Consider the following 18234-nt stretch of genomic DNA (forward strand, 5'->3'; position numbering starts at 1 on the left):
CGGAGCGCGGACTAGAGCACCTCATCGGGGTCGACCGCGATGGTGGCGACCGGCTCCTTGGCCGCGGACATCCGCGCGCGCACCGCGCGCAGCGCCTCGGTGACCGCCGGGCCGTGCGCGTAGCTGAAGAAGAGCACGTAGCGGTGCTCGACGGGCGGGCCGTCGATGATGCTCGGCCCGTGGATCGCGACCAGCGCGCGGGTGTCGTCGTCCAGCGCCGCGATCATCCGTTCGGCGCCCGGTCCCGAGACCAGGGCGCTGCGCACGGACGGCGGCAGCCCGACCTCGCGGCGTTCGGCCAGCTCGCGCTCGGCGAACCCGGCCGCATCCCAGCGCACCAGCGCGGCGCCGGCCGGGCCCGGGGTGCCGGTGAGCACCACGACCCCGCTGGCGCGCGCCAACGACGCGGCGGTGAACCAGCGTGCGAGCACCTCCTCGGTGTTGCGCAGCGAGTCGTAGGCGAGCATCTTGTCCGCGTCCAGCAGCAGTACCGCGGCGTAGCCGCCCTCCGCGACCGGTTCCACCCCCGGGGTGGCGACCACCAGCGCCGGCTTCTCGCCGATGCGCGCCAGCGGTTTGGCCCCGGTGGAGGACAGCACGGAGACCTGCGGGAAGGCCAGGCCCAGCTCCTCGGCGGTGCGGTCGGCGCCGATGCTGGCCGCGCGGATGCGCGGCGAGCCGCACTGGGCGCAGCGGTAGTCGTGGAACTGCTCCCCGCACCAGCGGCAGCCCACGTGGGACTGCTTTCCGGCCAGCTGCAGCGGCCCCTGGCACAGCCGGCAGCGCGCCGGGGTGCGGCAGTCCTGGCAGGCCAGCGCCGGCATGAATCCGGTGCGCGCGACCTGTACCAGCACCGGGCCGCCCTGCAGCGCCTTGGTGGCCTCGCGCCAGGCCAGCGAGGGGATGCGCACGCGCGCCAGCAGCGGGTCGCGCTCCAGCTCGAAGTCGTTGGTGGTGGCCACCACGCGCGGGGTGTGGGCGCGCAGCGTTTCGCGCGGCAGCTTCAGCTCGCTCGCCCAGCCGGTCGCGACAAGGCGCTGGGCTTCCACCGAGCGCGACGGGGAGGCCAGCAGCAGCGAGATGCCCGCCTGCGCGCTACGCAGCAGCGCCACCTCGCGGCTGTGCTGGTAGGGGGCGCGCTGTTCGCGGTGCGAGCGGTCGGCGTCCTGCCAGATGATCATCAGTTCCAGGTCCGGCACGTGGCACAGGGCGGCGGAGCGGGTGCCCACCACCAGCTGCACGTGCCCGCCGATGGCGCGCAGGAAATTGCGGTAGCGGCCGGTCGGGCCGTCGTCGGCCTGCAGCCGCGCATAGGACTGCTCGCCGAGCTGCTCGTCCAGGTGCGCGCACAGCAGGTCCAGGTCGCGCGCGTCGGGCACCACGATCAGCACCCGGGCCCCGCGCTCGAGTACCGGCCGGGCGGCGTCGAGCAGGAATCCGGGCCAGGAGCCGTAGAAGTTCGGCACCCAGGTCGCCACCGCGCGGCGGGTGGCGCCGTCGGCCCAGTCCTGCAGCACCGCGGCGCCCTGTTCGTAGTGCTCCAGCTGGTTCGGGGCGTCGCTTGCCGGCAGGGCCGGGGCGCAGGCCAGTTCCTCGGCCTCGACCTTGGCCGCGCGGGCGGGCACGGCCAGGCGCACCACGTCCCACAGCGTCCCGGCATAGCGCGCGGCGACCAGTGCGGCGGCCTCGACGACGTCGGGGTGCAGCACCACCTGGCCGGAGACCAGCTTGGACAGCGGGCGCAGCTTCATCGCCGGCTGGTGGTCTTCCAGCAGCTCGACGATGAAGCCGGACAGCTGCTGCGGTCCGAACGGAACCTTCACGCGCACCCCGGCGCGGGCGTCCGCGTGCATGGACTCGGGCACCTCGTAGTCGAAGAGCCGGTCCAGATGCGGGACCGAGGAGTCAATCAGCACCCGGGCGACCCGCTTGACGCGGGCCTGTCCGGGTGCCGAGATGAGGGCATCCTGCTGCACGGCTGCTAGGCGTTGAACCAGCTGCGCAGGGCGTCGACGCGGTCCAGCTTCTCCCAGGTGAAATCGTTGTCGTCGCGGCCGAAGTGGCCGTGCGCGGCGGTCTTGCGGTAGATCGGGCGCTTGAGGTCCAGGTCCTCGATGATGCCCAGCGGACGCAGGTCGAACACCTCGTTGATCGCGGCGGTGATCTTCGCCGGGTCCACGGTTTCGGTGCCGAAGGTCTCCACGTACAGGCCCACCGGGCGCGCCACGCCGATCGCGTAGGCCACCTGGACCTCGGCGCGGCTGGCCAGCCCCGCGGCGACGACGTTCTTCGCCACCCAGCGCATCGCGTAGGCCGCCGAGCGGTCGACCTTCGAGGGGTCCTTGCCGGAGAAGGCGCCGCCGCCGTGGCGGGCGAAGCCGCCGTAGGTGTCCACGATGATCTTGCGGCCGGTCAGCCCGGCGTCGCCCACCGGGCCGCCGATGATGAAGGGGCCCGAGGGGTTCAGGATGACCTTGGTGTTGGAGATGTCCAGCTCCGAGCGCTGAAGGATCGGGGTGACGACCTCCTCGAGCAGGTCGGCCTTCAGGGTGTTCAGCTCGTATTCGGCGGCGTGCTGGCTGGAAACCACCACGGTGTCCACCGAGACCGGCTTGTCGCCGTCGTAGCCGATGGTGACCTGGGTCTTGCCGTCCGGGCGCAGCAGCGGCATGCGGCCGTTCTTGCGCATCTGGGTCAGCCGCTCGGAGAGGCGGTGCGCCAGGAAGATCGGGGTCGGCATCAGCGAGGCGGTTTCGTTCGACGCGTAGCCGAACATCAGGCCCTGGTCGCCGGCGCCCTGCATGTCGCGCGGGTCCTTGGCGATGCCTTCGCGGGACTCCAACGAGTTGAACACGCCGTCGTGGATCTCCTGGGACTGCTGCCCGATCGAGACCGACACGCCGCAGCGCGCGCCGTCGAAGCCGTTGGCCGAGGAGTCGTAGCCGATGTCCAGAATGGTGCGGCGCACGATCTCCGGGATTTCGACGTAGCCGTTGGTGGTTACCTCGCCCGCCACGTGCACCAGGCCCGTGGTGGTCAGGGTTTCGACGGCGACCTTGGAATCCGGGTCCTGCGCCAGCATGGCGTCGAGGATCGCGTCGGAGATCTGGTCGCAGATCTTGTCCGGGTGGCCCTCGGTAACGGATTCCGAGGTGAAAAGACGTAGTTCAGGGGTTGTTGAAGTCACCTTTGTACTCTATCTGGTCGAATCGACCGGTTGGCAGAAGTTGCCGCGTTCGTGACCAAGCGCTATATGGCGCGGCTCACTTTGCGTCGGCAGTGTGTCCGTTTATTTCGGCGGCGAGCTGCTCGATGACGACGCGGGCCACCTCGATTTTGCTTCCGGCGGCGCTGACTGCGGGTTTCCCGTCGGCGAACAGCACCTGGATGGTGTTCGAGTCGGTGCCGAACGTCAGGTTCGCGCCGACCTCGTTGACCACCAGCAGCTCGCAGCCCTTGCGTGCGAGCTTGGCCTTGCCGTAGTCCAGCACGGTGCCCTGCTCGTCACCGGTCTCCGCGGCGAAGCCGACGACGACCGGGGGCAGCCGGTCGTTCGCGCCGCGCGCGGAGACGACCTCGGCCAGGATGTCGGGGTTGCGCACCAGTTCGATCACCGGGGCGGAATGCTCGTCGCGCTTCTTGATCTTCGAGCCCTCGATGCTCGCCGGGCGGAAATCCGCGACGGCGGCGTTCATGATCAGCGCATCCTGCCCCTCGGCGTGGGCGAAGACCGCCTCGCGCAGCTCCAGCGCGCTGGAGGCATGCACCAGCGCCACCCCGTGGGGGGCGGGCACTTCGAGGTGGGTGGCGATGAGCGTGACCTGCGCCCCGGCGTCGCGGGCGGCCTGCGCCAGCGCCACGCCCTGGCGGCCGGAGGACCGGTTGCCAAGGAAACGCACCGGGTCCAGCGGCTCGCGGGTACCGCCGGCGGTGATCAGCACCCTGCGACCTGCCAGGGTCGGCTCGGAGAGCAGATCCTGGATGGATTCGAAGATCTCCCCGGGCTCGGGCAGCCGGCCGGGTCCGGTGTCCTTGCCGGTCAGGCGTCCCGAGGCCGGTTCGATCACCCGCACCCCGCGCTCGCGCAGCACGGCGGCGTTCGCCACGGTGGCCGGATGCTGCCACATCTCGGTGTGCATCGCCGGGGCCATGACCACCGGGGCACGGGTCGCCAGCAGCGTGCCGGTGAGCAGGTCGTCGGCCAGCCCGGAGGCGGCGCGGGCCATGATGTCCGCGGTAGCGGGCACGACGAGCACCAGATCGGCCTGCTGGCCCAGGCGCACGTGGTTCACGGTGTCGACGGCGTCGAAGACGTTGGAGGTGACCGGATTGCCCGAGAGCGCCTCCCAGGTGGCGTTGCCGACGAAGTTGGCCACGTTCCCGGTGGGGATGACGTCGACGTGGTGGCCGGCCTCGCGCAGCAGACGCAGCAGGAGGACGGATTTGTAGGCGGCAATCCCAGCCGAGACGCCTAAGACGATTCGCTTCACGCAGCTCTTCCTTGGATGGTTGGGCGGTAGCAGTGATTTTCACCGCACCGCGGAACATCAACCCGTTGCGGGCGTGTTTTCAGGTCCTTAACGAAAAAGAAGGCGCCCACAAATGGGGCGCCACCTTTTCGACTAGTCCTCGGTGACCTCGGACGGAGTTACCTTCAAGAGGTTCCCGTCCAGCTCGCGCAGGGCGATGGTCAGAGGCTTCTCGTTCAGCTTGGTTTCCACCAGCGGACCGACGTACTCGAACAGGCCCTCGTTCAGCTGTGCGTAGTAGGCGTTGATCTGGCGGGCACGCTTGGCTGCATTCAGCACGATCGCGTACTTCGAGTCGTTCGTCTCAAGCAACGAGTCGATCGACGGGTTGATGATTCCCTCTAGGTTGGACACAGGACTCCCTTTAGTCATTCTTCAGCCCCATGAGGGCCACAAGCTCTTCGGCGGCACGTGCGACATCGTCGTTGACGATGGTCACGTCGAATTCTGATTCCGCCGCAAGTTCTAGTTTAGCGGTTTCCAGACGGCGCTGCTGTTCTTCGGGCGTTTCGGTGCCGCGGCCGATCAGCCGACGCACCAATTCGTCCCACGACGGCGGGGCCAGGAAGACGAATTTTGCCTCGGGCATCGACTCCTTGACCTGCCGGGCGCCCTGCAGATCGATCTCCAGCAGCACCTTCTTGCCTTCGGCTACCGCGGCCTCCACCGTCGAGCGGATCGTGCCATAGCTATTCTGGCCGTGAACCACAGCCCACTCCAGCATCTGGCCCTGGTCGACGAGCTCGTGGAACTTCTTCGGGCCCACAAAAAAATAGTGGACTCCGTCGTTTTCACCCGGTCGCGGGTCGCGGGTCGTTGCCGACACCGAGAGCCAGACATCTGGATAGTTATCTCGGATGTAGGTGGAGACGGTGCCCTTACCTACAGCCGTGGGGCCGGCTAGAACAGTTACCGACGCAGCGGTCATTGACTACACTTTCGTTTTTGGCGGGCTTTGCTTGAAGTGTTCGGTAATCGCGGTGCGCTGCTTGCGTCCCAGTCCGCGCAAACGGCGGGACGGTGAAATGCCAAGTCGCTCCAGCAAATTCGCCGCGCGTACTTCACCAACGCCCGGTACCGATTCCAGAAGGTCCATGACGCGCATGCGCCCCACGGCCTCATCTTCGTATACCAAGTCTAGTACCTCGGTGATGGAAATCTTGCCGGCACTGAACTGGGCCTTGATTTCAGCACGACGGGTGCGGGCAGCAAGTGCTTTGGCGCGTGCCCGGATGCGGTCTTCGTCAGAGAGTTCTCGCAGAACCATCGTTCAGCCATCCTTAATGTGTAGTGGACTAAGGCTATGAACCGAACATAGCTTTCCAACACGCGTTTGGCAAGACTAATCGCGTTGTGGCCAGTAGAAACTCTCTTGGCCACAACGCGATTGGGTTACTTTTCCAGTTGTTGCTACTTCGCGGCGATCAGTTGATCGCGAACCCTGCGGGCCTTGTCGCGCAGACCCAGCGCATCCGGACCGGCCTTGAGGATGTCGCGGCTGCTGGTGCCCAGCACCTGGCGGTAGCTGGAGGCGAAAGCCGTCGCGATATCCTGCGCCGTTGCACCCTGGGCGCCGAGGCCCGGGGTGAGCAGCGGGGCCTTGGAAGCGCTCAGGTCGATCCCCAGTTTCGCCGGGGCGTCGCCGATCGTCGCACCGACCACCAGGCCGACGTGGCCCATATCTTCGGCAGCAGCATTTTCCTTGCTGACCTGCTCGATGATTGATTTAGCAACCGACTTATCGCCGCCGACGTGCTGCACCGAAGCGCCCTCAGGGTTGGAGGTCAAGCCCAGCACGAACACTCCCCTGCCGGTGGCCGCGGCCAGGTCGATGGCCGGGCGCAGCGACTCGTAGCCGAGGTACGGGCTCAGGGTCACTGCGTCGGAGGCCAGCGGCGAGGCATCGTCCAGCCAGGCGGTCGCGTAGGCCGCCATGGTCGAGCCGATGTCGCCGCGCTTGGCATCGGACAAGGTCAGCAGGTCGGCCGCCTTCGCGGCCTGGAGGGTCTCCTCCAAGGCCGCGAAACCGGCTGAGCCGAAGCGCTCATACAAGGCGACCTGCGGTTTCACGATGGCCGCTACTCCGGCCATCGCCTCAACGACGCGCAGCGAGAACTCGCGCACGCCCTCGGCGCTGTTCGCAAGGCCCCAGGCCTCCAGCAGCGCCGGGTGCGGGTCGATGCCCACGCACAGCGGTCCGCGGGCGTCCATGGCCTGCCGCAGCCGGGTTCCGAAGGACACCGGACTAGGCATTGCGGGCTGCTTCCAGCGCGGCTTCGTGCTCCTGCAGGCTGGTGACGTCCCATGCGTATTCGCGCAGGGCGTCGATGGCCTGGACCGCGGCGCCGAATTCGGCCACGGTGGTGATCACCGGGGTGCCGACCGAGGTGGCGGCCGCACGGATCTCGTAGCCGTCGCCGCGGGCGTCGGAGCCCGACGGGGTGTTCAGGATCAGCCCGATCTCGCCGGCATGGATCAGGTCGACGATGGATTCGCCGCCCTCGTGCAGCTTGCCCACCACCTGGGTCGGGATGCCGTTGCGGCGCAGCACCTCGGCGGTGCCGCCGGTGGAGATGATCTCGAAGCCGCGGTCGGCCAGGTGCTTGACCGGCAACACGATCGAGCGCTTGTCGCGGTTGGTGACCGAGACGAAGACCTTGCCGCTGGTCGGCAGCGGGTTGTTCGCGGCGGCCTGAGACTTGGCGAAGGCGGTGTCGAAGTACTTGTCGATGCCCATGACCTCGCCGGTGGAGCGCATTTCAGGGCCGAGCAGCGAGTCGACGACCTTGCCCTCCGGGGTGCGGAAGCGGGCGAATGGCATGACCGCTTCCTTGACGGCGATCGGGGCCGAGTCCGGCAGGTTCGCGCCGTCGCCCTCGGCCGGCAGGTAGCTGCCGCGCAGCTCGGACAGGGTCCTGCCCACGCCGATCAGCGCAGCGACCTTGGCCAGCTGCACGCCGGTGGCCTTGGAGGTGAACGGCACGGTGCGCGAAGCGCGCGGGTTGGCCTCGATCACGTAGAGGATGTCGGAGGCCAGCGCGAACTGGATGTTGATCAGGCCGCGCACGCCCACGCCCTCGGCGATCGCGCGGGTGGCTTCCTTCACCCGGGCGCGCACGTCCGGGCCCAGGGTGATTGGAGGCAGGGTGCAGGCCGAGTCGCCGGAGTGGATGCCGGCTTCCTCGATATGCTCCATGATGCCGCCCACGTACAGGTCGGTGCCGTCGAACAGGGCGTCGACGTCGATCTCGATCGCGTCTTCCAGGAAGCGGTCCACCAGGACCGGGTGGTCCACGGTGATCTCGGTGGCGTTGGCGATGTAGCGCTCCAGGGAGGCCTCGTCGTAGACGATCTCCATGCCGCGCCCGCCCAGCACGTAGCTCGGGCGCACCAGGACCGGGTAGCCGATCGAGTCGGCGATGGCCTTGGCCTCCGGGAAGGACACGGCGGTGCCGTTCTTCGGGGCGATCAGGCCGGCCGAATCCAGCACGCGCTGGAAGGCGCCGCGGTGCTCGGCCAGGTCGATGGCCTCCGGGGAGGTGCCCAGGATGGTCACGCCGGCGGCCTTCAGCTGCGCGGCGAGCTTCAGCGGGGTCTGCCCGCCCAGCTGCACGAACACGCCCAGCACGCCGCCGGTCTCCTCCTCGGCGTGGATGATCTCCAGCACGTCTTCCAGCGTCAGCGGCTCGAAGTACAGGCGGTCGGAGATGTCGTAGTCGGTGGAGACGGTTTCCGGGTTGCAGTTGACCATGACGGTCTCGTAGCCCTCGGCGCGCAGCGCCATCACCGCGTGGACGCAGGAGTAGTCGAACTCGATGCCCTGGCCGATGCGGTTCGGGCCGGAGCCCAGGATGATCACGGACTTCTTCTCGTGCGCGACCAGCTCGCTCTCCTCGTCGTAGGAGGAGTACATGTACGGGGTGAAGGCCTCGAACTCGGCGGCGCAGGTGTCCACGGTCTTGTAGACCGGGCGCACGCCCAGCGCGTGGCGCACGCCGCGCACCACGGCCTCGGACTTGCCGGAGAGCTTGGCGATCTGCGCGTCGGAGAAGCCGTGGCGCTTGGCCTCGCGCAGCACGTCCTCGCCCAGGTCCTTGTTCGCGGCGATCATCGCGGCGGTCTCGTTGATCAGCGCCAGCTGGTCCAGGTACCACGGGTCGATGCCGGTGGCCTCGAACAGCTCCTCGATGCTCTTGCCCGAGAGCAGCGCGCGCTGCACCAGGGACATGCGCTCGGTGGAGCCCTTCTCGATGTGCTTCATGACCGAGTCAAGCTCGTCGGCGGGGATCGGCTCGAAGGACAGCTCGCTGCCCTTCTGCTCCAGGGAGCGCAGCGCCTTCTGCAGCGCCTCGGTGAAGTTGCGGCCCAGGGCCATGGCCTCGCCGACGGACTTCATGGTGGTGGTGAGGGTGGCGTCGGCGGCCGGGAACTTCTCGAAGGCGAAGCGCGGCACCTTCACGACGACGTAGTCCAGGGCCGGCTCGAAGGAGGCCGGGGTCTTCTGGGTGATGTCGTTCGGGATCTCGTCCAGGGTGTAGCCCAGGGAGAGCTTGGTGGCGATCTTCGCGATGGCGAAGCCGGTGGCCTTGGAGGCCAGCGCGGAGGAGCGCGACACGCGCGGGTTCATCTCGATGACCACGACGCGGCCGGTGTCCGGCTCGATCGCGAACTGGATGTTGCAGCCGCCGGTGTCGACGCCCACCTCGCGGATCACCGCGATGGAGATGTCGCGCAGGTTCTGGTACTCGCGGTCGGTCAGGGTCATGGCCGGGGCCACGGTGATCGAGTCGCCGGTGTGCACGCCAACCGGGTCGAAGTTCTCGATGGAGCACACGACCACGACGTTGTCGTTCTTGTCGCGCATCATTTCCAGCTCGTACTCCTTCCAGCCCAGGATCGACTCCTCCAGGAGCACCTCGGTGGTCGGCGAGTACTGCAGGCCGGCGCCGGCGATGCGGGTCAGGTCCTCGGCGTTGTACGCCATGCCCGAGCCCAGGCCGCCCATGGTGAAGGACGGGCGCACGACGACCGGGTAGTTCAGTTCCTCGACGGCGGCGAAGGCCTCGTCCAGCGTGTGCACGATCACGGACTTGGCGGACTCGGCGCCGCAGCGCTCCACGACGCCCTTGAACTTCTCGCGGTCCTCGCCCAGCTCGATGGCTTCGATGTTCGCGCCGATCAGCTCGACGTTGTACTTTTCCAGGGCGCCGGACTTGTCCAGCGCGATGGCGGTGTTCAGCGCGGTCTGGCCGCCCAGGGTCGGCAGGATCGCGTCCGGGCGCTCCTTGGCGATGATCTTCTCGACGACCTCGGGGGTGATCGGCTCGACGTAGGTGGCGTCGGCGAATTCCGGGTCGGTCATGATGGTGGCCGGGTTGGAGTTGACCAGGATGACCCGCAGGCCCTCCTCCTTCAGCACACGCAGCGCCTGGGTGCCGGAGTAGTCGAACTCGGCGGCCTGGCCAATGACGATTGGACCCGAACCGATGACGAGAACTGAGTTGAGATCGGTGCGCTTAGGCATTACTTGCTGTCCTTTTCTGCGGCGGAATCCATCGAGGATACAAAACGGTCAAAGAGGTAGGCGGCGTCGTGCGGGCCGGAAGCTGCCTCTGGGTGGTACTGCACGGAGAACGCCGGGATGTCCAGGCACGAAAGGCCCTCGACGACCTGGTCGTTCAGGGAGAAGTGGGAAACCTCGACCTTGCCGTAGCGTTCGATCGGCGCGGTGAAGCTGCCTTCGATCGGGGCGTCGACGGCGAAGCCGTGGTTCTGGCTGGTGATTTCCACGCGGCCGGTGGCCTTGTCCATCACCGGCTGGTTGATGCCGCGGTGGCCGAAGCGCAGCTTGTAGGTTTCCAGGCCCAGCGCGCGGCCGAGCATCTGGTTGCCGAAGCAGATGCCGAAGTACGGGATGCCCGCGTCCAGCACCGAGCGCACCAGCTCGACCTGCGCGGCGGCCGCCGCCGGGTCGCCGGGGCCGTTGGAGAAGAACACGCCGGTGGCGCCGGTGGCCTTGATGTCCTTCAGGGTGGCGTTGTACGGCAGCACGTGCACGCGCAGGCCGCGCTCGGCCAGGCGGTGCGGGGTCATCGACTTCATGCCCAGGTCGATGGCGGCCACGGTGTGCTTGGCCTCGCCCTCGTAGCCGTGGTCGGCGGGCTCGACGACGTAGGCGGTGTCCACCGACACCTCGGCGGAGATGTTGCGCCCGGCCATCGACGGCTGCGCGTTGACCTGCGCGATGAGGTCGGCGTCGGATGCGGCGGCGGCGTCGCCGGAGAAGATGCCGGACTTCATGGCGCCGGCCTCGCGCAGGTGGCGGGTCAGCGCACGGGTGTCGACCCCGCGGATGCCGACGATCCCGTTGCTGAGCAGGTCGTCTTCGAGGCTGCGCGTCGAGCGCCAGTTGCTCGGTCGTCGGCTGGCCTCGCGGACCACGTAGCCCGCGGCCCACATGCGCTTGGACTCGTTGTCCTCGTCGTTCACGCCGGTGTTGCCCACGTGCGGGAAGGTCTGGGTGATGATCTGGTGCGCGTAGGACGGATCGGTCAGCGTCTCCTGGTAGCCGGTCATGCCGGTGGTGAACACCGCCTCGCCCAGCGCGGTGCCGATCTTGCCGTAGCTGCGGCCGCGGAAGATGCGGCCATCTTCGAGGACCAGCACTGCGGGTAGGTTGCTCAGGGAATTCACTTGTTTGTCTCCTGCTCGGCTGCGCCGCGGTGGTGCGACGCCAGCAACTGATAAATCTTGGGGGTGTCCTCGGCGAACCGGGGGCGGAAGCCGGTGTCGAAGGCGAAGCCGTCCTTCTCCCAGCTGATCACGATCAGGCCGTTCTTCTCGACGAACTTCCCGATCATGCCCGAGGACCGGCTGGCCTTCTGGAAGGAGCCCCACGGGATGTGGATGTCGCGGGTGCCGGGGCGGATCAGGTGCAGCCCCGCGGCGCCGAGCTGCAGCTCCGCATTGCTGCGAACCCCCAGGTCATGGACCGCGATGCGCTCCAGCCAGTCGTCGTGCTGGGTGGTGGCCACGTACATTCCGGTGAACTCGTGGGCCACCTCGTCGGCGAAGGGCTCGAAGGGCTCGGGGACGTCCGATTGCCGGGCCTTCAGGTTGCGCCAGCCGATCAGGATCAGCGCGCAGGCGCCGACGATGACCAGGACCGTGACGACCACCGGCACGATGGCTTCCTCAGGCATCGGCAGGCCTCGGGGTGGCCAGCTGGCCGTCGAGCACCGTGGGGTGGCCGTGGAAGAAGGTGGCGCGGACCGATCCGGGCAGCTCCATGCCGGCGAACGGCGAGTTGCGGCCCTTGGTGGCCATCGCGTACGGGTCCACGATCCAGCGCGCGTCCGGATCCACGAGCACCAGGTTGGCCGGCTCGCCGACGGCGATCGGGCGGCCCTGGTCGGCGACGCGGCCGATCCGGGCCGGCGTGGCCGAGGTGATGCGGGCGACGTCTTCCCAGGTCAGCAACCCGGTGTCGACCAGGGTGTGCTGCACGATGGACAGCGCAGTCTCCAGTCCGGTCATGCCCATGGCGGCGGCGCCCCACTCGCATTCCTTCGATTCTGCCGGGTGCGGCGCGTGGTCGGTGCCGATCACGTCGATGGTGCCGTCGGCCACCGCGGCGCGCAGCGCCATCACGTCTTCCTGGCGGCGCAGCGGCGGGTTGACCTTGAAGACCGGATCGAAGGTGCGCACCTTCTCGTCGGTCAGCAGCAGGTGGTGCGGGGTGACCTCCGCGGTGACCTGGATGCCGCGGGCCTTGGCCCAGCGGATGATCTCCACCGAGCCGGCGGTGGACACGTGGCACACGTGCAGGCGCGCGCCCACATGCTCGGCCAGCAGCACGTCGCGGGCGATGATGGATTCCTCCGCCACGGCCGGCCAGCCCGGCAGGCCCAGCACCGAGGAGACTTCGCCCTCGTTCATCTGGGCGCCCTCGGTCAGCCGCGGCTCCTGGGCGTGCTGGGCGATGACGCCGTCGAAGGCCTTCACGTATTCCAGCGCGCGGCGCATCAGCAGCGGGTCCGCGACGCAGATGCCGTCGTCGGAGAACATCTTCACCTGGGCGCGGGAATCGGCCATGGCGCCGATCTCGCTCAGCTGCTTGCCTTCGAGCCCGACGGTGACCGCGCCCACCGGGCGCACGTCGACCCAGCCGGCCTTGCGGCCCAGTTCGTAGACCTGCTCGACGACGCCGGCGGTGTCCGCCACAGGGGTCGAGTTGGCCATCGCGTGCACCGCGGTGTAGCCGCCGCGCGCCGCGGCGCGGGTGCCGGTTTCCACCGTCTCGGCGTCTTCGCGGCCCGGTTCGCGCAGGTGGGTGTGCGGGTCGACCATGCCCGGCAGCAGCACCAGGCCGCGGCCGTCGACGACCTGCGTGTCCGCGCCCGGCTCGATGGAACCGAGCTGGGCGATGCGCCCGTCGGCGATGAGCACGTCCTGCGGCTCTGAGCCCAGGATGCGGGCCTGTTGAATGAGGTAGTTCATGGGTTCTTCCTTAGATCAGGTCGCCGGACAGGAGCATGTAGAGGCTGGCCATGCGCACGGCCACCCCGTTGGTGACCTGGTCGAGCACGGTGGAGCGGGGGGAATCGGCGGCGGCGGAGGAGATCTCCAGGCCGCGGTTCATCGGGCCGGGGTGCATGATCAGCGTTTCGGCGCCGGCCGCGTCCAGGGCCGCCAGGCGGGCGTCGTCCAAGCCCCAGTAGCGCGAGTATTCGCGCGGGTTCGGGAAGTAGGCGGCATTCATCCGCTCGCCCTGCACCCGCAGCATCATCAGCGCGTCGACGCCGTCGGCGATGACCTCGTCCAGGTCGTAGCTGATGGCGCAGGGCCAGGCTTCCGCCCCGACCGGCAGCAGGGTCGGCGGGGCGACCATGGTCACCGAGGCGCCCAGCGTGTTCAGCAGCCAGAGGTTCGAGCGGGCGACCCGGCTGTGCAGGATGTCGCCCACGATCGCGACCTTCAGCCCGTCCAGGCCCAGCCCGGTGGCGGAGACCCCGTCGCGCAGCGCCAGCTGGCGGCGCAGGGTGAACGCATCCAGCAGCGCCTGGGTCGGGTGCTCGTGGGTGCCGTCGCCGGCGTTGATGATCGGCAGGTTGATCCAGTCGGTGGCCGCCAGGCGGGCCGGCGCCCCGGAGTCGGGGTGGCGGATGACCACCGCGTCGGCGCCGATGGCCAGCAGCGTCTGCGCGGTGTCCTTCAGCGACTCCCCCTTGGACACCGAGGAGCCCTTGGCGGAGAAGTTGATGACGTCCGCGCTCAGCCGCTTGGCGGCGGCTTCGAAGGAGATTCGGGTGCGGGTTGAATCCTCGAAGAACAGGTTCACCACGGTGCGCCCGCGCAGGGCCGGGAGCTTCTTGACGACCCGGGTGCCCGCTTCGCGCATCTCGCCGGCGATATCGAGGATCTGGACCGCTTCGGCGCGCGTCAGGTCAGCGGTTGACAAAAGGTGTTTCATTCGGCTGCCTCGATCATCACTTCATTGGTTCCGTCGATTTCCGCCAGGTGCACACGCACCTTCTCGCTCTTCGCGGTGGGCAGGTTCTTTCCCACGTGGTCGGCGCGGATGGGCAGTTCGCGGTGCCCGCGGTCCACCAGCACGGCCAGGCGCACGATGCGCGGGCGGCCCCAGTCGGACAGGGCGTCCAGGGCGGCGCGGATGGTCCGACCGGAGTAGAGCACGTCGTCCACCAGCACGACGACCTTGCCGTCGATGCCGCCTGCGGGCAGCTTCGTGGGCTCGGGAGTGCGGGTCGTGGAATGACGCAGGTCGTCGCGGTACAGGGTGATGTCGAGCTGGCCGACCAGGGATGCCGGATCGATGGGGGTGTCGGCGGAAGCCGCTATGCGGGCCGCCAGGCGCTGGGCCAGCGGGAATCCGCGGCGCGGGATGCCGAGGAGAACGAGGTCCTCGATGCCTTTGTTGGCCTCGATGATCTCGAAGGCCACGCGGGTCAGTACACGTTCGATGTCGTCCCCGGTGAGAACCGTTCGGGCACCGGACGACGCTGAATTTTCATTCATGCTGTGCACCTCTCCCTTCTCCGCCTCACGGGACGGTCTTAAAGGAATATTGCTACTTCAAATTATCACGGGTGAAGACCGATTCTCGAGCGCAAGGGTATGCACGGGGGTGAATGCACAGTGAATTGCGCCACGACGGCCGATTTCGGCGGCCCCCGGCCTCGCGCAATCCCGGGCTCCAAGCCGCATTCCGCGCGCTGGCAAGGGCAAGTGTCGCCTTCGCCACACGACCGCCGGCCCCAGCGGGCGGCGCCGCGCGGCGCGGCCCGAGGTGGAAGGCGGCGCAAAAAAGCCGCAGCCCGAACCCCCGGGAAAGGGGTTCGGGCTGCGGCGTGAAAAACAGCGGGGCCTAGTCGACCAGGGTGTCCTTGACGCTCTGGATGCGGCCCAGGACGCCGTTGACGAATTCGGGAGACTCGTCGGTGGACAGCTCGCGCACGTTGATGACGGCCTCGGACACGGCGACCGCGTCGGGCACGTCGTCGTTGTACAGCAGCTCCCAGACGCCGATGCGCAGGGCCGCGCGGTCAACCGCCGGCATGCGCTCGATGGTCCAGTCCTTGACGTAGCTCTCCAGGACCTCGTCGATCCGGTCCAGGTGGGCCATGACGCCCTCGATCAGGGTCATCGAGTACTCGTTCAGGCTGATGTCGGAGTTCTCGCGACGTGCGATCGCCACGCCTACCGGGTCGACGTCGCGGGCTTCCGCCTCGAAGAGGAATTCCAGGGCCCGTCGACGGGCTTTGGCACGGGCTCGCACTAGTTGACACGACCCAGGTAGTCGCCGGTGCGGGTGTCGACCTTGACCTTGGTGTTCTGCTCGACGAACAGCGGCACCTGGATCTCCTTGCCGGTTTCCAGGGTGGCTGGCTTGGTGCCGGCCGAGGAGCGGTCGCCCTGCAGGCCCGGCTCGGTGTAGGTGATTTCCAGGACCACGGAGGCCGGCAGTTCCAGGTACAGCGGGTTGCCGTCGTACATCGCGATGGTCAGTTCCTGGTTTTCCAGCATGAAGCCTGCGGCGTCGCCCACGGTGGCGCCGGCCACGGTGATCTGGTCGTAGTCCTCCAGGTTCATGAACACGAAGTCTTCGCCGTCCTGGTAGAGGTACTGGTAGTCGCGGCGGTCGACGGTGGCCAGCTCGATCTTGGTGCCGGCGTTGTAGGTCTTGTCCAGCACCTTGCCCGAGACGACGTTGCGCATCTTGGTGCGCACGAACGCGCCGCCCTTGCCCGGCTTGACGTGCTGGAAGTCGATGATGGTCCAGAGCTGGCCGTCGATCTTAATGACCTGGCCGTTTTTGATGTCGGTTGTATCCGCCACGGTTCCTCAATCCTCTATTTTCGCCTGCGCAGGGCCGGCATTATCAAAAATCCATCTACCAGTTTACCCCATGCGCGGCGTGCTGGCTTGTGCTTGGGCAGTGGTGCGCGTTACGCGCGAGCGGCCGGGCCAGTGGGGGCCCGGCCGCTACGCGGCGTCGCGCTCCTCGGCGATCTGCAGGCAGATGCTCGAGGCGTTGATCAGGTAGGCGTCGTCGCCCATCGCCATGCGCTGTTCCATGGCCTTGCGGAAACGGGTCGCCGCGGCCTTGTAGTCGCCCTTCGCGAAGAAGCTGAAACCCAGGTGCTGGTGCATCAGCGGCTCGTAGTGCGTGCCGGCGAACTCCTCGGCGAGCTTGCGCAGGCGGTTGATCGCGCGGTCGAAGTTGCCCTGCATGCGGGTCAGCTCGGTATCCAGCACGCGCAGGTGGGCGTTCATCGGGTCCAGCAGGCGCGATTCGGCGATCAGCTCGCCGGCCGCGGCGAGCTCGCCGCGGGCCAGCAGGATGACGACCCGGTCGGTCGGCGAACCGACCTCCATCTGCCGCTGCGCGGCCTCTTCGTCTGCGATGTACGGCTTGAGGGTCTCGGGGTCGATCAGCACGCCGTCGATCGAGGTGCCGACGCCCGCGCGGTTCACCGATGCGACGTCGATGGCGTAAGCGGTGTAGTCGACCATGGTCATTCCCCGATTTCCTGGTAGGCCGCGAAGAGCAGCGAGTTGTCCGGCACCTCGTAGATGCGAGGGCGGCCGATGTCCTCGAGCACCACGAAACGCAGCTGGCTGCCGCGAGCCTTCTTGTCGCGCTTCATGCCGTCCAGCAGCGCCGCCCAGCGGTCGTTGCGGTAGCTGGTCGGAAGCCCCAGGGAACGCAGGATGTCCTGGTGGCGGTCGGCGACGGCGTCGGAGGTGTAGCCGACCGAACGGCCCAGCTCGGCGGCGAAGCACAGGCCGATGGAGACCGCCGCGCCGTGGCGCATCTGGTAGCGCTCGGCCAGCTCGATGGCGTGGGCCAGGGTGTGGCCGTAGTTCAGGAACTCGCGGTCCCCCGATTCCTTCAGGTCGCGGGAGACGACGTCGGCCTTCACGGCAATGGTGCGCTCGATCAGCTCGCGCAGGCGGGGGCTGGAGGGGTCGATCGCGTCCTCGGGGTCCTCTTCGATGAGTTCCAGGATGCGCTCGTCGGCGATGAAGCCGGTTTTCACGACCTCGGCCATGCCGGTGACCAGTTCGTTCTTCGGCAGGGTCGCCAGCGCGTCCAGGTCGGCCAGCACGGCGGCCGGCGGGTGGAAGGCGCCGACCAGGTTCTTGCCCTCGGCGGTGTTGATGCCGGTCTTGCCGCCCACGGCGGCGTCGACCATGGCCAGCAGCGAGGTCGGGATGTGGATGACCTTCACGCCGCGCAGCCAGGTGGCGGCCACGAAGCCCGCCACGTCGGTGACGGCGCCGCCGCCCACCGAGATAATGGCGTCCGAGCGGGTGAAGTCGTTCTTGCCCAGGACCTCCCAGCAGAAGGAGGCGACCTGGATGTGCTTGCCCTCTTCGGCGTCCGGGATCTCCGCGGTCAGCGCTTCGAGGCCCGCGGTCGCCAGGTCGTCACGCACCACGTCGCCGGTGGCCCGGAGCGCGCGGGGGTGGATGACCAAGACCTTCTTGACTGCGGGCCCGAGCAGCTCGGGCAGCTGGCCCAGCAAGCCGGTGCCGACCAGGACCGGGTAGGATTCCGCCGGGGTGGCGCCGGTGACCTGCAGTGTGGTTGGTGCTAATGGCATCAGTTTAAAACCTCCTGATGGTGCTGATTTTTCAAGCGTAGCCCTGCACGGGGGCAGATATGCCATCTCGTGGCACTAATCACAGATGCCCAAGTCGGGCCGTGATCTCTTCGACGATTTGTAGAACTGGTTTGTCGTCGACCAATACACGCACGTCAGCAATTGATTCGTAAATGCCCTTGCGGGCGGCCAGCAGCGTCGTCCAGGCGCTGAGGGCCTCGTCACCCGCCAAAAGCGGGCGGGTGGAGTCGCCCTTGATGCGCGCGGCGGCGCCGGCGGCGGTCATCTCCAGGTAGACCACGGTGCCGCGGGCCAGGACCTGGCGGTTCGCCTCGCGCAGCACCGCGCCTCCTCCGGTGGCGATGACGCCCTCGGACACGCCGGCCAGGGTTTCCTCCTCCAGGTCGCGGAAGCGCTGTTCTCCGTGGGCGGCGAAAATGGAGGCGATGGAGCCGTGCGCAGCGACGATGAGCTCGTCGGTGTCGATGAAGGGCAGTGACAGCGCGGCGGCCAGCGACTTGCCCACGGTGGACTTGCCGCTGGCCATCGGGCCAATGAGGTAGATCATTCGGATG

Annotated in this window: 18 protein-coding genes; all 18 read right to left on the minus strand. The window is 68.0% G+C overall.

All coding sequences use genetic code 11. The annotated features are described in order from the left end of the window. Positions 1-11: 11 nt before the first annotated feature. The 18 genes from IEY43_RS08995 to IEY43_RS09080 all read right to left on the minus strand — a co-directional run bounded on the left by IEY43_RS08995 (position 12) and on the right by IEY43_RS09080 (position 18227). Positions 12-1976 (minus strand): primosomal protein N' family DNA-binding protein, encoded by a 1965-nt coding sequence (locus tag IEY43_RS08995; RefSeq protein ID WP_188948271.1) that lies wholly within the window; start codon positions 1974-1976, stop codon positions 12-14. A 5-nt stretch (positions 1977-1981) separates the two neighbouring features. Beyond that, positions 1982-3187: a methionine adenosyltransferase gene (metK, locus tag IEY43_RS09000; RefSeq protein WP_188948272.1), complete on the minus strand. Its 1206-nt coding sequence runs from the start codon at positions 3185-3187 to the stop codon at positions 1982-1984. A 76-nt stretch (positions 3188-3263) separates the two neighbouring features. Next, complete coding sequence (coaBC, locus tag IEY43_RS09005; protein ID WP_508614597.1) at positions 3264-4523, minus strand: bifunctional phosphopantothenoylcysteine decarboxylase/phosphopantothenate--cysteine ligase CoaBC; 1260 nt, start codon at positions 4521-4523, stop codon at positions 3264-3266. 99 nt (positions 4524-4622) lie between these two features. Then, complete coding sequence (rpoZ, locus tag IEY43_RS09010) at positions 4623-4883, minus strand: DNA-directed RNA polymerase subunit omega (RefSeq protein WP_374189860.1); 261 nt, start codon at positions 4881-4883, stop codon at positions 4623-4625. 10 nt (positions 4884-4893) lie between these two features. Beyond that, the gene (gene gmk, locus IEY43_RS09015; protein WP_188948274.1) at positions 4894-5457 is read right to left on the minus strand and encodes a guanylate kinase; all 564 of its coding nucleotides are present in this window, start codon (positions 5455-5457) and stop codon (positions 4894-4896) included. Between the two features lie 3 nt (positions 5458-5460). Continuing rightward, positions 5461-5796, minus strand: a complete 336-nt coding sequence (gene mihF / locus IEY43_RS09020) for an integration host factor, actinobacterial type (RefSeq protein WP_047119171.1) — start codon at positions 5794-5796, stop codon at positions 5461-5463. A 143-nt stretch (positions 5797-5939) separates the two neighbouring features. Then, positions 5940-6782 carry an orotidine-5'-phosphate decarboxylase gene (gene pyrF, locus IEY43_RS09025; protein WP_188948275.1) on the minus strand — a complete coding sequence of 281 codons (843 nt, stop codon included), beginning with the start codon at positions 6780-6782 and terminating at the stop codon, positions 5940-5942. After that, positions 6775-10053: a carbamoyl-phosphate synthase large subunit gene (carB, locus tag IEY43_RS09030; RefSeq protein ID WP_188948276.1), complete on the minus strand. Its 3279-nt coding sequence runs from the start codon at positions 10051-10053 to the stop codon at positions 6775-6777. Before carB ends, pyrF begins: the two co-directional genes overlap by 8 nt. Next, positions 10053-11222: a glutamine-hydrolyzing carbamoyl-phosphate synthase small subunit gene (carA, locus tag IEY43_RS09035; protein WP_188948277.1), complete on the minus strand. Its 1170-nt coding sequence runs from the start codon at positions 11220-11222 to the stop codon at positions 10053-10055. The genes carB and carA overlap by 1 nt, the downstream gene beginning before the upstream one ends. Further along, positions 11219-11731, minus strand: a complete 513-nt coding sequence (locus IEY43_RS09040; RefSeq protein WP_188948278.1) for a PH-like domain-containing protein — start codon at positions 11729-11731, stop codon at positions 11219-11221. The genes carA and IEY43_RS09040 overlap by 4 nt, the downstream gene beginning before the upstream one ends. Beyond that, the gene (locus tag IEY43_RS09045; protein ID WP_188948279.1) at positions 11724-13028 is read right to left on the minus strand and encodes a dihydroorotase; all 1305 of its coding nucleotides are present in this window, start codon (positions 13026-13028) and stop codon (positions 11724-11726) included. The genes IEY43_RS09040 and IEY43_RS09045 overlap by 8 nt, the downstream gene beginning before the upstream one ends. Before the next feature lie 10 nt (positions 13029-13038). Next, complete coding sequence (locus IEY43_RS09050) at positions 13039-14001, minus strand: aspartate carbamoyltransferase catalytic subunit (protein WP_188948280.1); 963 nt, start codon at positions 13999-14001, stop codon at positions 13039-13041. After that, positions 13998-14567 carry a bifunctional pyr operon transcriptional regulator/uracil phosphoribosyltransferase PyrR gene (gene pyrR, locus IEY43_RS09055; RefSeq protein ID WP_188948281.1) on the minus strand — a complete coding sequence of 190 codons (570 nt, stop codon included), beginning with the start codon at positions 14565-14567 and terminating at the stop codon, positions 13998-14000. The genes IEY43_RS09050 and pyrR overlap by 4 nt, the downstream gene beginning before the upstream one ends. A 349-nt stretch (positions 14568-14916) precedes the next feature. Continuing rightward, positions 14917-15327 (minus strand): transcription antitermination factor NusB, encoded by a 411-nt coding sequence (gene nusB / locus IEY43_RS09060; RefSeq protein WP_188948282.1) that lies wholly within the window; start codon positions 15325-15327, stop codon positions 14917-14919. Continuing rightward, positions 15327-15887, minus strand: coding sequence for an elongation factor P (gene efp / locus IEY43_RS09065; protein WP_188948283.1), 561 nt, complete (start codon positions 15885-15887; stop codon positions 15327-15329). The genes nusB and efp overlap by 1 nt, the downstream gene beginning before the upstream one ends. 147 nt (positions 15888-16034) lie before the next feature. Beyond that, positions 16035-16571 (minus strand): tetratricopeptide repeat protein, encoded by a 537-nt coding sequence (locus IEY43_RS09070; RefSeq protein ID WP_188948284.1) that lies wholly within the window; start codon positions 16569-16571, stop codon positions 16035-16037. Then, positions 16568-17659 carry a 3-dehydroquinate synthase gene (aroB, locus tag IEY43_RS09075; RefSeq protein ID WP_188948285.1) on the minus strand — a complete coding sequence of 364 codons (1092 nt, stop codon included), beginning with the start codon at positions 17657-17659 and terminating at the stop codon, positions 16568-16570. The genes IEY43_RS09070 and aroB overlap by 4 nt, the downstream gene beginning before the upstream one ends. A 79-nt stretch (positions 17660-17738) precedes the next feature. Continuing rightward, on the minus strand, positions 17739-18227 hold the full coding sequence (locus tag IEY43_RS09080; RefSeq protein WP_188948286.1) for a shikimate kinase: 489 nt from the start codon (positions 18225-18227) through the stop codon (positions 17739-17741). Positions 18228-18234: the final 7 nt, after the last annotated feature.

Origin of the sequence: Glutamicibacter protophormiae, from assembly GCF_014647495.1 — a bacterium.
Lineage (GTDB): Bacteria > Actinomycetota > Actinomycetes > Actinomycetales > Micrococcaceae > Glutamicibacter > Glutamicibacter protophormiae.

Excerpts from the sequence above, each read along its gene's own strand:
- pyrF (WP_188948275.1), bottom strand. The coding sequence starts at position 6,782 with ATGCCTAGTCCGGTGTCCTTCGGAACCCGGCTGCGGCAGGCCATGGAC.
- carB (WP_188948276.1), bottom strand. The coding sequence starts at position 10,053 with ATGCCTAAGCGCACCGATCTCAACTCAGTTCTCGTCATCGGTTCGGGT.
- IEY43_RS09050 (WP_188948280.1), bottom strand. The coding sequence starts at position 14,001 with ATGAAACACCTTTTGTCAACCGCTGACCTGACGCGCGCCGAAGCGGTC.
- IEY43_RS09045 (WP_188948279.1), bottom strand. The coding sequence starts at position 13,028 with ATGAACTACCTCATTCAACAGGCCCGCATCCTGGGCTCAGAGCCGCAG.
- aroB (WP_188948285.1), bottom strand. The coding sequence starts at position 17,659 with ATGCCATTAGCACCAACCACACTGCAGGTCACCGGCGCCACCCCGGCG.
- IEY43_RS09080 (WP_188948286.1), bottom strand. The coding sequence starts at position 18,227 with ATGATCTACCTCATTGGCCCGATGGCCAGCGGCAAGTCCACCGTGGGC.
- IEY43_RS09070 (WP_188948284.1), bottom strand. The coding sequence starts at position 16,571 with ATGACCATGGTCGACTACACCGCTTACGCCATCGACGTCGCATCGGTG.
- pyrR (WP_188948281.1), bottom strand. The coding sequence starts at position 14,567 with ATGAATGAAAATTCAGCGTCGTCCGGTGCCCGAACGGTTCTCACCGGG.
- gmk (WP_188948274.1), bottom strand. The coding sequence starts at position 5,457 with ATGACCGCTGCGTCGGTAACTGTTCTAGCCGGCCCCACGGCTGTAGGT.
- mihF (WP_047119171.1), bottom strand. The coding sequence starts at position 5,796 with ATGGTTCTGCGAGAACTCTCTGACGAAGACCGCATCCGGGCACGCGCC.
- IEY43_RS09040 (WP_188948278.1), bottom strand. The coding sequence starts at position 11,731 with ATGCCTGAGGAAGCCATCGTGCCGGTGGTCGTCACGGTCCTGGTCATC.